This is a genomic window from Enterococcus sp. DIV1937, assembly GCF_050535975.1.
GTDB classification, from domain to species: Bacteria; Bacillota; Bacilli; order Lactobacillales; family Enterococcaceae; genus Enterococcus; species Enterococcus faecalis.
Window position 1 is genome coordinate 1,360,560 of record NZ_CP172909.1, and the last position, 11,804, is coordinate 1,372,363.

Below are 11,804 nucleotides of genomic sequence, written 5' to 3' on the forward strand. Positions count from 1 at the left end.
TTGTTTTACTCTTACTCGCTCGTTTCTTGTTAGTTTAAGCGAGCTAAAACTTGAGCTACCACGGCATTTACTAGTTCTTCTTGATTGGTTGTTTCGCAAGAAGTAGCCACAGATGTGGTTGATGTTTGACCAAATTCTTGACGAATCTCTTCTAAATCACGCACGCCATAAGCAACACGACGTAAATTGAACAGATTTTCAACCCCAATATTATCAGAAGTTGAGCTGCCACCAACTGCGCCACAACCTAGTGTTAATGCTGGCACTAAGTTAGTTGAAGCACCAATTCCGCCAAGTGTACCAGAGGTGTTAACAAGCAAACGAGAGACGGGTTTTCTTAAGCCAAATTCACGAATGACTTCTTTGTTTTCTGTGTGAATGCCCATTGTATGACCCGCACCTTCACCTTTCAAAATTTCAATTGATAACGCGCAAGCTGCTTCCCAGTTTTCAACTGTATAGAAAGCAATAATCGGCGCCAATTTTTCTCTTGAAAATGGATATTTCAAGCCTACATGTGTTTCCTCGGCAACAATTAAGCGGCGATCTTTTGGAATAGATAAACCAACTAATGAAGCAATATGTTGAACGGAACGACCCACGATTTGCGGGTTCATTGTACCGTTTGGTCGTAAAATAAATTTAGCTAATTTGTCGGCTTCGGCTGGACTTAAGAAATACGCTCCCTGCTTAATTAACTCTTCTTTGACCGCTTCACGGTTGACAGTTTCAACAATAATTGATTGTTCCGATGCACAAATTGTACCGTTATCGAAAGTTTTTGAATCCATTATTTGTTTCACTGCATGAGGAACATTTGCGCTTCGTTCGATGTAGGCTGGTCCATTACCAGGCCCAACACCGATTGCTGGTGTTCCAGAAGAGTACGCGGCTTTAACCATTGCGTTTCCACCAGTAGCTAAAATTAAATTTGTTTCTTTATTTTTCATTAATTCGCTGGTCGCTTGCATGGTTGGCGTTTTGATGACCGAGACACAACCTTCTGGTGCCCCTGCAGCAATAGCCGCTTTTTGGATAATTTCCACTGTTTCAATAATCGATTTCAACGCATTGGGATGTGGTGAAAAAACAATGCTGTTGGCAGCTTTTAATGAAATTAATGCTTTGTAAATGACTGTTGATGTCGGGTTGGTAGAAGGAATTAATCCTGCAATTACACCCACTGGGACAGCAATTTCAGTGACTTTTTTGGCAGCATCATCATGGATCACACCAACTGTAGCTTTGTCCTTCATTTCGTCATATACTACTTTTGAAGCGAAAGCATTTTTGATGATTTTATCTTCATAGATACCAAATCCTGTTTCTTCATTGGCCATTTTCGCTAACTTTTCTCGTTGGTTAAATGTAGCCTCTGAAACCGCTTGAACAATCGCATCGATTTGTTTTTGCGAAAATGTTGCTAATACTTGCTGTGCCTCTTTGGCTTTTCTGATTAAATTTCTTGTTTCTTGGATGGAACGTAAGTCTTTATCTACTAATTCCACTCGTCTTCACTTCTTTCTATTTCAGCCATGATTGCTTGAATTAAAGCTTCTTTATTGGCAAATTTAATCTCACTTTTCTTTAAACTACTTAGGTTCATTTTGTAGGCTTGTTTGCGTAAATCAACCACGCGTTGTGTTTCTAATTTTTGGCGTGTGCCTGTGTGTTCTTCCAAATCTGGTGTTTCAATCTCTTCTTCAATTACTTCTACTTGTTCCATCGGTTCAGGTGCTGACTTGGGTTCTGGATCTGATAAAATTACTTCCGTTTGAGCATCAACCCGTGAGATCACATGATGAGCAATTAAACAATTTAATTCTTTAGCTACTTCCGTGCCTACTTCAACGGCAGCTTGGACCGCGGCAACGTCACCAATCAGTTCCACAGTTGTTAAACCGCCATTAATAATTTCAGCTTTTAACAAAGTAACGTCGGCGGCTTTCAATGCCGCATCGGCCACACTAATGGCACCTAAAAATCCTTTGACTTCGACCATTCCTAATGCTTTCATTCAGGTCACATCCTTAATAACTCAACGGATTGTCAGCGATATTTTGAATGACTTGTTCAAACGCACTGCAAGCAGCTTTACATGCAGATTGACTACCTGTCAATAAGGCGCCGCCAAAGTTCGTTTCAGAAGGTGGTCCATAAAAGACACCCATTTGAACATCGGCAGCTTTCATTGCTGCATCTAAGCCAACCATTGCTTCTAGCGGTGGTGCAATCAGATAAGCAATCGCTTCACCTTCAGGAATATTCGCTTGTTCAGATAAAAAGCTACCCGTTCTTGATACTACATGTGCAAAATAAACAATACTGTCATCTTCGTTAGCACTATAGAAGCTGGCTTCTTCTTCAATGACTTGCGTAATGACACTCAAGCCACTATTGACTTCGGCAGGACTCGGACCAGCAATAATGCCAATCACTTCACCGGCTAATTTGGTTGAAGCATTTGCTGCGCCAGCATACATACTTTTACCGTAAACTACAGTAACATCGGCGGCTTTAGTTGCTTCATCTAATGCAACATAAGTGACATCATCACAATCGGAAGTAACAATTCCTAATGAGCGATGTTCTGGTTTCAATGATAATTCTTTTGCTAATGCCGGATCGACATTGGGAATGACTTTCATACTTAGGACATTTGCGCCTAGACGATCATTTTTCATGAGAAATCCTCCTTTATTCAGCTTCTTTTAAATCAATACCAGATTTTTTCTTGTCTAACATTTTTTTGATAATTTCGGCAATGTAGGCCCCTGCTTCAACAGCCGGTGTCCCACCTTTGTGAATATTTGAAATAACTGTCCGCCGTGCTTCTGGCATACCGACAGTTGGTTTGTAGGCAATGTAGGCACTCATAGATTCAGCTGTTACTAAACCAGGACGTTCGCCAACTAGCAAGCAAACAACATCAGCGTCAGTGATTTCACCAATTTTATCCATTGCTGGCACGCGACAATATTTAACAAAAACTACATTGTCGAAATCTAAGTTGTACATGTTTAATCCTTGTTTAATTGCTGGTAGGACTTCTTTAATATTCGCTTCGATAGCAGCTGAACTAAGGCCATCCCCTACGACCATTTGGATTTTGGCTTTTGGTGTCGTATTTTTCCGAATGATTTCACTATTTTCTTCATCAAATTGACGACCATAATCTGGACGTGTTAAATATTCATCTTTACTGTTACAGATTGTTTTTGTAGAAATAAAATTCATTTCTTTTACCAAGTCTTCGCTTACGTCTGAAAAGACCGCATCTTGTGCTGCCGCATGGTCCGCTCGGAAACGTAATGTTGAACTAGTCATATAACGCGTCCCTGCACGACCAACGCCTAAACGAGCTGGCGAGAAAGCTTTCATTTTTAATAGTGCTTCAGGATCAACGGCATTTTTCAATAGTAATTGTTTACGTAAATCTACTTCAGTAATGTCAGGAATTAGGCCTTCTTCAATTTCTGTCGTTTCAGTGACGTGTGTTGTGACTGGTTTTTCTTCAGCAGTCACAGTGGCAGTCGAAACCGCTTGATTGTCAGCGACCATTTCTGTTAAAATTCCGGCAATCATTTCTTTTAATTCTTTTTCGTTCATTTGTATTCTCACCTCGTTTATTTAATAAATACAGATGCATCGCCAGCGCGACTTGTTAATTTTCCGTTTTCCATTAAGCCCATTTTTTCCATCCATTCTTCAAATTCTTTAATTGGACGTAAGCCTAATGTTTCACGAATCGTCGCAGTTTCATGGAACCCAGTTGTTTGATAATTTAACATGACATCATCGCCATGAGGAATCCCCATGATATACGTACAACCAGCTGTTGCTAATAACATTGCTAAGTTTTCCATATCATTTTGATCAGCTTTCATATGGTTGGTGTAGCAGACATCACAGCCCATTGAAATTCCAGTTAATTTGCCCATGAAATGATCTTCTAAACCAGCGCGGATGACTTGTTTTGAATCGTAAAGATATTCTGGTCCAATAAAGCCGACAACAGTATTTACAATATACGGATCAAATTTTTTGGCTAAGCCATAACAACGCGCTTCCATTGTGACTTGGTCTGCGCCAAAGTTCGCTTCAGAAGAAAGTTCTGAGCCTTGACCTGTTTCAAAATACATCACATTAGGACCAGCTGCTTGACCACTGTGAAGCGCTAAATCTTGTGCTTCAGCTAAAATTTCTGCATTTAAACCAAATGCTGTGTTCCCTTTTTCTGAACCAGCGATGGATTGAAAGACTAAGCCAGTTGGCGCGCCTTGACGCATGGCTTCCATTTGTGTCGTTACGTGAGCAAGCACGCAAGTTTGTGTTGGAATTTCCCATTCGCTGCGGAACTCTTCAAATTTGTTTAAGATCCGTTTAACACTTTCTGTAGAATCATCAACAGGATTCAAACCAATTAACGCATCACCGGCGCCATAAGAAAGACCTTCCATAACTGAAGCCATAATGCCATCGACATTATCGGTTGGATGGTTCGGCTGTAAACGATTTGAAAAAGTTCCGGGACGGCCAATCGTTGTGTTGGCGGTTTTTTCAATATTGATTTTTTTTGCGCCAACAATTAGATCCATGTTGGACATTAATTTACAGACAGCAGCAATCATTTCAGAAGTGAGTCCACGGGAAATTCGTTTGATATCAAAATCGGTTGTTTCCGAAGATAAGATAAATTCGCGTAATTCTGCAACTGTCCAATGTTTAATACTTTCAAAAATTCGCATATTGACTTGGTCAATAATAATGCGTGTCACTTCGTCTTCGTCATAATCAACGACGGGATTGTTAAACAAGTCATTTAAGGACAATTCTGATAAAACGACTTTCGCCGCCACGCGTTCTTCGGCTGAATTAGCAGCTACGCCAGCTAACTTGTCGCCAGACTTTTCTTCATTGGCTTTGGCTAAGACTTCTTTAACGGATGTAAATTGATAGACTTTGCCAAATAGTTTGGTTTTTAAAATCATCTTTGTGTCGCTCCTTTTTAATTAAATACTAAGGTCTTAACAATGACTGGAAGGACGGCTCCTTCTGCCACTGGTAAACCGATATCTACATAATCACCGTTTTCTACTTTGACCGAATCAAGACAGATAAACGGATAGTCTTTTGGCAGATGGGCACTTAAGGCATGCCCTAAAGCTTTCGCCATGTCTTCATCCACCATAACAATAATGGGAATTTGTTCAGCAACTAAACTAGCTAATCCTTCCACAATCCCTTGACCATAGCGTTGAATATCAGCAAATGTTGGATTGCTCATGCCTCTAATTGCTAGGGCAATCTGGGGCGTTTCTTCAATACGATGCCAATTGAGTTTTTCTTGGATTCGCTGGCCTAGTTCTGTCACAGTAAGGGTTTCATCCTCTTGCGCTAATTTTAGAATTGGGATATTTTTTACCGGCAAAATTTGCTCACGATAAGCGATCGTGCTTCCGCTAATTTCAGCAGTGTGTGAACCTGCTCCGACGACCGTCGCTCGGATTGTTTCTGCGCTTTCTAAGACTTCTTTTTCCGAAAAAATCAGTGACTTTCTCAGATATTTTCCTAAAAGCAAGCCGATGTCTCCATATTTAAAGAGATTCGTACTTGTCGTATTTAAGCAATCAGCCACACCACCAGAAAATGTTACAATTGGTAATTCCTCAGCTTTTCGTAGTGGATGGTTGGTTACTAATAACTGGTAGAACGGACTTTGTGTCCCCAAGCCAATGCTATTTTCTAACACGGCAACTAATTCCGAAATAATTGGCAGTAAGTTTTGTTCGGTGGCTTGGTCACCAAGGTGCAAGGTTAGCCCTTTTTTATTTATAATTTCTTGAATCTTCGGAGCTATATAGGTGATTTTTTGTTGTTGATCTAATTTAATTAAGCGTCCGCCAATGTCAAAACAAGCCGTATCAATCACTTCACCATCTTTAAAGACAGCTAAATTTGTCGTTCCACCACCAATGTCTAAATTAACCACTGGTTTGCGTTTCGTTTCAGAATAAGCTTGAGCACCAGCGCCTTTCCCGGCAATGATACTTTCTAAATCAGGACCAGCCGTAGCAACGACAAAATCACCTGCATAGCCACTAAGTGCTCGTAGCACATTGTTGGCATTGCTTTTTCGAGCAGTTTCACCTGTGATAATTACCGCACCCATTTGAATATCTTGTTTATGAATGCCTGCTTGGCGATATTGCTCCGCTACAAACGCTTTGATAGGTTCTGCATCAATTTCTGATTGGTTAAGTAAGGGTGTAAAGATAATGTCACTTCGGTAAATGACTTTTTTATCAGAAATGCTGATACGTGGTACTGTAAACGCAGAGGCAAAATTTTCAACAGTTAATTCTGACAAGACTAATTGGGTTGTAGACGTCCCTAAATCAATCCCTACGGTTAAAAGTGCTTCCTTCGACATCGCCTGACTCGCCTCCTTTTGCATACAAAAAGGCACTTAAAGAATCGTTAGAAAATTTCTTTCTACTTTTCTTTAAGCGCCTTTGCTTAATCAATGAACAACATCACTGGTGTTCTGTTCGAAATAGAAACAGGTTTTAGTTCCCTGTTTATTGGATTCAATTGTAATTTTTCCTTTTAGTTTATCTTTTACGTAGCTTTTGACAATCATCAAACCTAAACTGGTCTCGTTACTTTGATGAACATCATAGCCTTTACCATTATCTGTAACAGTAATGGTAATCATTTTATTATCTAATGTTCCACTAAGTTTAACAACGCCACTTGTTTGTGGCTCAAATGCATGATCAAAAATGTTTTGTAATAGTTCGTTGACAACAAGGGAAATGGTAACCATTTGTTCGCTAGAAACCATAATGGCTGGATCAACATCCATCATCATCTCAATGGGTTGTGCGCCTTGAAAAAGATGTCTAAAATTATACATCACTGCTTCCAATGTTTGCCGTAAAGCAACGTCATCTTTGACTTGTTTTGACAGCAATTCATGGGTGGCTGCAATCGCCATAATTCGATTGACACTTTCATGAAGGACTTTTTTTGCTTCGGGGCTTTGCGTTCGCCGTTCTTGAATACGCAATAAGGAAACCACCGATTGCAAGTTATTTTTAACACGATGATGAATTTCACGAATCGCAACAGATTTGGAAATAATTTCCGCTTCTTTTTCTTTAAATTCTGTATTGTCTTGAATAATCATAATCAGTTGTTCTTCTGATGCCAACCACACTTTCCGAACCTTAAAATAATAATTAAGGTAGGTCGTTTTGCTTTCAATTGGTTGATTACTCATTTTATATTTCATTTGATACAACACATATTCAAAAGTTGTATAATCGATGGACAAATTGTCATAACTCATTCCAATGATATTATCCCGATAACCAAGTTTGCGATAAAGCTCTTGTGCATTGTGATTGGTAATTAATAAGTGACCCGCCGCATCAAAAATCAAAACGGCTTCTGCCAATTGATCAATAAATAATGCGTCGACTTGACTAGTTGATTTCGCTACTTTTGCTAACTGGCAGTTATTTAGCTCCTCTTTTTGTAAGTCCGCTTGAATCTCTTCATCTGCCGCAATCTCGACAATAATGACACCAATCGTTCGATGTTCATTGCGAATGGGATAGATATTTTGCTTAATCAAACGATTTTCCTGAGTCACTGCTAACAAACCAATGCTATTTAAGCTAGTTTGCATGGTACGCAGAACACCAGGTTCATTTTTTAATAAAGCTTCCATCCCGACGACATCTCCGCTATATAAAGAAGTTGTCTTCGCAGGCGGCTTATGATAAACGACTAGTGCTTGCTGTGACATTTCCTTATACACATCAATAAAAACATCTGCACTTTGATAGAGTGTCGTCGAAGAAAGATAACGTGCTGTACGTTGTAATTCTTTAATGTCTGATTCTGAAAGATTGGTATATTGGTGACATAATTGCTCTAATCGTTTCATTTATTCATCATCCATTACAATCAATTCTGCAATTTCACTCATACGTGCGCGTTTGTTCATACTTAACGTACGCAACATTTGGTAGGCTTCTTCTTCCGATATATGATTTTCTTTTACAAGAATACCTTTGGCTTTTTCGATAATTTTACGTTCTTCTAATTTTAAACTTAATTTATCGATTTGATTTAGTAACAGCTGCGTTTGTTTGCCTCGTTCAATGCTCATTTCAATTGTAGGTATTAATGATTTTTCGTCTAGAGGTTTAACTAAATAACCCAGTGCGCCTAATTTTTTAGCCTTGTCCGTATTTTGTACGTCACTGTATGCAGATAAAAAGACAATACTACTGGCTAGTTGGTCTTGAACAATTTTTTTACCTGCTTTTAGACCATCTAAAATTGGCATTTGAATGTCCATTAATACTAGGTCAGGTTGTGTTTTTTTACATACTTCAATTGCTTCAAAACCATCAGCTGCTTCACCGACTACTTCGTACCCTGCTTCTATCACAATATCACGAATATCGAGTCTCGTAATAGGTTCATCATCGACTATTACAATTCGTCCATCCATTTTCTTCACGCCCTTGTCCTTTCAACGCTATGTTCTGGTAATTTTACAAGTTACAGAAAAGTTTAAAATCTGTTGTAAACCTTCAATCACCGCTTGTAAGGCTGCTTCCACTGAGCTTACGTCACCAGAAATGACTACCGATCCAGAAAAACGATCAATAAAACCGATTTGGATATCTCCGCTTTTAGTCGCAATATCAACAGCGATAATTGCCGCTTCGCTCGGAGTGATTGTCAAAATACCTAGTGCATTGCTGGTGCCTTCTGGCAATCCTAATTTTGTATAAATTTCTTTATTAGGACTAGCAATGATGTGCGCTAACGTTACTTGTTTCCCAGGAACATATTCTTGAATCATTCGTTGTTTTTCTTCCAACCAGACTCGCTCCTTTAATTTAGCAAATAAAAAATCCTCAATAAAAAACGTAAAGGTTCCACTTTCGCTTTCTACTAAGGAGCTTCTTTGCTCTTAAATTTTGAAGCACGCCGTTGTGCTACCCACATTATATGTTATCGATTTCATCCTGTCAATCGCTTATAAGATAGAATTTAAAATTTTTGTCACTTCTTCTGTTGTTGGTTGGACAGGATTTGTTTTGGTGCAGCCATCCATCAATGCGCCTTCAGCTATTTTTGGGATTGCAGCTTGGACTTCTTCTTTTGGTAAACCATAATCACTAAAAGTGGCAGGCATGTTTAATTTTTGACGGAGTTGCTTGATTTGTCGAATAAATTGTTGAACACCAATCCGTGCATTGGTTGTCTGTGTATCATTTAGACAATTTGCTAACTGCGCATAACGTTTAGCTGTTGGTTCGTTGGTGACTTTGCCATTCGCTAAGCCACTGTTATATGCAATGACTTCCGGTAAGAGCATCGCATTCATTCGTCCATGTGGCACATGTAAACGCGCACCGGCCGCATGAGCAATACCGTGATTCAAGCCTAACGAAGTAACATTAAACGCCATCCCTGCCATACATGAAGCTAAATGCATATTTTCACGGGCTTGTTGGTTGCTACCCTCATTAAAGGCTATTTCTAAATTGTCGAATACTAAGCGAACGACTTTTTCGCACAACGCATCTGAAATCGGATTTGCTTCTGTTGAAACATACGCTTCAATAACATGTGTTAAGACGTCCATTCCTGTATCCGCTGTGATTTTTGGTGGCACACTCATCACTAAATTTGTATCTAAAATCGCAATTTCTGGTTGAATTTCATCCGTTACAAGCGGGATTTTGGTGCCAGTTTCAGCAACCGTAATCACTGAAAAATTCGTAACTTCTGAACCAGTCCCACTAGTTGTAGGAACCGCAATAAACTCAGCAATCTGAGTTTGCAAAGTACGTTTGCCAAAAAATTTCATTGCTTTGGCCGCATCAATAGCGGATCCCCCACCTAAAGCTAATATCGTATCTCCTTGAAATGTCGCTAAATGCTTAATTCCCGCAGCAATCTTATCAATTGGTGGATCGGGGATGATATCACTAAAAATTTGCCATTCACTTTTTGTTAAATGCTTTGTCACTTCATTCACAAATCCAGAGTCAACCATGAATGGATCTGTGACAATGAAAACACGTCTATCATGAAGTGTTTCCAAATTGGCTAATGCGCCTTCTCCTACCCATAGTTCGGTAGGGAAATGAATTGTTTTCATCTCAATTCCTCCTTAATAAAATACAAAAAGACACTTCAAACAAACGAAAAATCATCTGTCTGAAGCGTCTTTGCTTCCTTATGTATACGCCATTGTACACGAAACCTTATCCATAGAGTACAACGCCTTTAATTAATTGTCAATAAAAAAAGGGAATATAGCAGTACGTCATTGTACCTGAAATCTCCTTCAACATTGAAAGACCAGCCCAAAATTCCCAAAAGCACTTCCTCGTGCCATTAATTGGATTAATACAAATATCTTGGGCTGGATTTTCAACACAAGCGTTGTTAAGAAACATCCTGTTTTGCCTCGAAACAGCATGCCCAATAATGAAAAAATGAAAAGACCTGACTTAAAAGCAACCTTGCTTCTTCACAGTGGCGGGACCGTGCCAGATTCTCACTGGCTTCCATTCATATTTTTCATAAAATATTCGTTTAATCTATCTGAAATTTACCATAAGTTTTTTAGAAAAGCAACTGTTTACAATCCATCTTCTTTAATTTTATGGAAAACCATTTCGCTTCGTTCATAAAAAACATCAGGTCGTTGTGCTTGAACATTTAAATAGCGAGCCAACGCATAAAAATAATCTGATAAACGATTGGTAAAAATTAATACCTCTTCGTTAATTTTGGCTGTCCAATTTAAACGAACAATGATGCGTTCTGCGCGCCGTGCAATCGTCCGAGCTACATGAACCATACTGGCTGCTGGGGTTCCGCCAGGTAAAATAAAACGATCAATATCTGGTGATTGTGCAGTGTAGAAATCAATCCGCTGTTCTAGCCAATGCACACTTTCCTTTTGTAATTTAAATGGTCGTTGTGCTTCAATCGGTGTTGACAAATCTGTTCCCGCATCAAAAAGTAAATGTTGTAAAGCTTCTAGTTCTTCTTTAATTTCTTGATTTTCTTGTGGAAGTTGGCTGATAATATAGCCCACCCAAGAATTCAATTCATCAATCGTTCCATAACTTTCAACTCGATCAGAATCCTTAGCGACGGTTGAGCTGCCGACTAATTTCGTCATTCCCTTATCGCCAGTTTTTGTATAAATTTTCATTCTGCTTCATCCTCCTCTAAATAATCTACTAATTCTTGCAAGCCAATTTTTTCAACAGAAGAAATTTCAAAAATTCTTGTTGCACCCGCACTTTTTAATTGTTGCCGAACAATATCTAACTGCTGAGAATCTTGTGCTAAATCAATCTTGGTTAAAATACCAATGATTTCTTTCGGGAAAATACTACCAAATCCTGGTGAAAAAACTTGTTGTGTTTCTACAGCACTTTGAACCAAACCGATCACATCTGCTTCTGCCGCTGTGACGTTTAACGCATTATAATATTGTCGATGCAAAATAAACTCACCTGGTGTATCAATCATTTCTGTATGAAATTCCACCGCCTGTGTTTTATCATAAATTAATTCTTTGCCTTGCAGAGCTTGACATAACGTGGTTTTGCCACAACCGATAGCTCCCATTAAAATGATTCGTTTCATCGCTACCTCCATAAAAAAGGAGCCCAAAGCAAGTACCATCACGTACTTAGTCTTGGGCTCCTTTGCCGATTTGTTAAAACACGCCATTGTGTTTCTGCTTC

Annotated in this window: 12 protein-coding genes and 1 riboswitch; all 12 genes read right to left on the reverse strand. The window is 39.1% G+C overall.

What is annotated here, in order from left to right; translation table 11 throughout:
* Positions 1–29: 29 nt before the first annotated feature.
* The 12 genes from IGL13_RS06580 to IGL13_RS06635 all read right to left on the reverse strand — a co-directional run bounded on the left by IGL13_RS06580 (position 30) and on the right by IGL13_RS06635 (position 11,703).
* The gene (locus IGL13_RS06580) at positions 30–1,508 is read right to left on the reverse strand and encodes an acetaldehyde dehydrogenase (acetylating) (protein WP_002357511.1); all 1,479 of its coding nucleotides are present in this window, start codon (positions 1,506–1,508) and stop codon (positions 30–32) included.
* Complete coding sequence (locus IGL13_RS06585; RefSeq protein ID WP_002357510.1) at positions 1,499–2,017, reverse strand: BMC domain-containing protein; 519 nt, start codon at positions 2,015–2,017, stop codon at positions 1,499–1,501. The genes IGL13_RS06580 and IGL13_RS06585 overlap by 10 nt, the downstream gene beginning before the upstream one ends.
* Before the next feature lie 13 nt (positions 2,018–2,030).
* Positions 2,031–2,684: an ethanolamine utilization microcompartment protein EutL gene (eutL, locus tag IGL13_RS06590; RefSeq protein ID WP_002357509.1), complete on the reverse strand. Its 654-nt coding sequence runs from the start codon at positions 2,682–2,684 to the stop codon at positions 2,031–2,033.
* A gap of 13 nt (positions 2,685–2,697) precedes the next feature.
* The gene (gene eutC / locus IGL13_RS06595; protein WP_002363986.1) at positions 2,698–3,609 is read right to left on the reverse strand and encodes an ethanolamine ammonia-lyase subunit EutC; all 912 of its coding nucleotides are present in this window, start codon (positions 3,607–3,609) and stop codon (positions 2,698–2,700) included.
* A 17-nt stretch (positions 3,610–3,626) separates the two neighbouring features.
* Positions 3,627–4,991 carry an ethanolamine ammonia-lyase subunit EutB gene (locus IGL13_RS06600; RefSeq protein WP_002357506.1) on the reverse strand — a complete coding sequence of 455 codons (1,365 nt, stop codon included), beginning with the start codon at positions 4,989–4,991 and terminating at the stop codon, positions 3,627–3,629.
* 17 nt (positions 4,992–5,008) lie between these two features.
* Positions 5,009–6,457 carry an ethanolamine ammonia-lyase reactivating factor EutA gene (gene eutA / locus IGL13_RS06605; RefSeq protein ID WP_194180166.1) on the reverse strand — a complete coding sequence of 483 codons (1,449 nt, stop codon included), beginning with the start codon at positions 6,455–6,457 and terminating at the stop codon, positions 5,009–5,011.
* A gap of 66 nt (positions 6,458–6,523) precedes the next feature.
* Positions 6,524–7,957, reverse strand: coding sequence for a sensor histidine kinase (locus IGL13_RS06610; RefSeq protein WP_002357504.1), 1,434 nt, complete (start codon positions 7,955–7,957; stop codon positions 6,524–6,526).
* Positions 7,958–8,530, reverse strand: a complete 573-nt coding sequence (locus IGL13_RS06615; RefSeq protein ID WP_002357503.1) for an ANTAR domain-containing response regulator — start codon at positions 8,528–8,530, stop codon at positions 7,958–7,960. It abuts the gene before it with no gap.
* A gap of 27 nt (positions 8,531–8,557) precedes the next feature.
* Positions 8,558–8,905 (reverse strand): ethanolamine utilization microcompartment protein EutS, encoded by a 348-nt coding sequence (gene eutS, locus IGL13_RS06620; RefSeq protein WP_002345864.1) that lies wholly within the window; start codon positions 8,903–8,905, stop codon positions 8,558–8,560.
* A gap of 159 nt (positions 8,906–9,064) precedes the next feature.
* A complete protein-coding gene (locus IGL13_RS06625) occupies positions 9,065–10,195 on the reverse strand; it encodes a 1-propanol dehydrogenase PduQ (protein WP_002378260.1) in 1,131 nt (376 codons plus the stop codon).
* 292 nt (positions 10,196–10,487) lie between these two features.
* Positions 10,488–10,637: riboswitch (adenosylcobalamin (AdoCbl) riboswitch) on the reverse strand.
* A gap of 44 nt (positions 10,638–10,681) precedes the next feature.
* Positions 10,682–11,263 (reverse strand): cob(I)yrinic acid a,c-diamide adenosyltransferase, encoded by a 582-nt coding sequence (locus IGL13_RS06630; protein WP_002371113.1) that lies wholly within the window; start codon positions 11,261–11,263, stop codon positions 10,682–10,684.
* A complete protein-coding gene (locus IGL13_RS06635) occupies positions 11,260–11,703 on the reverse strand; it encodes a EutP/PduV family microcompartment system protein (RefSeq protein ID WP_002365687.1) in 444 nt (147 codons plus the stop codon). The genes IGL13_RS06630 and IGL13_RS06635 overlap by 4 nt, the downstream gene beginning before the upstream one ends.
* Between the last annotated feature and the right edge of the window lie 101 nt (positions 11,704–11,804).

Excerpts from the sequence above, each read along its gene's own strand:
- eutC (WP_002363986.1), bottom strand. The coding sequence starts at position 3,609 with ATGAACGAAAAAGAATTAAAAGAAATGATTGCCGGAATTTTAACAGAA.
- eutL (WP_002357509.1), bottom strand. The coding sequence starts at position 2,684 with ATGAAAAATGATCGTCTAGGCGCAAATGTCCTAAGTATGAAAGTCATT.
- IGL13_RS06625 (WP_002378260.1), bottom strand. The coding sequence starts at position 10,195 with ATGAAAACAATTCATTTCCCTACCGAACTATGGGTAGGAGAAGGCGCA.
- IGL13_RS06615 (WP_002357503.1), bottom strand. The coding sequence starts at position 8,530 with ATGGATGGACGAATTGTAATAGTCGATGATGAACCTATTACGAGACTC.
- IGL13_RS06610 (WP_002357504.1), bottom strand. The coding sequence starts at position 7,957 with ATGAAACGATTAGAGCAATTATGTCACCAATATACCAATCTTTCAGAA.
- IGL13_RS06630 (WP_002371113.1), bottom strand. The coding sequence starts at position 11,263 with ATGAAAATTTATACAAAAACTGGCGATAAGGGAATGACGAAATTAGTC.
- IGL13_RS06600 (WP_002357506.1), bottom strand. The coding sequence starts at position 4,991 with ATGATTTTAAAAACCAAACTATTTGGCAAAGTCTATCAATTTACATCC.
- eutA (WP_194180166.1), bottom strand. The coding sequence starts at position 6,457 with ATGCAAAAGGAGGCGAGTCAGGCGATGTCGAAGGAAGCACTTTTAACC.
- IGL13_RS06635 (WP_002365687.1), bottom strand. The coding sequence starts at position 11,703 with ATGAAACGAATCATTTTAATGGGAGCTATCGGTTGTGGCAAAACCACG.
- IGL13_RS06585 (WP_002357510.1), bottom strand. The coding sequence starts at position 2,017 with ATGAAAGCATTAGGAATGGTCGAAGTCAAAGGATTTTTAGGTGCCATT.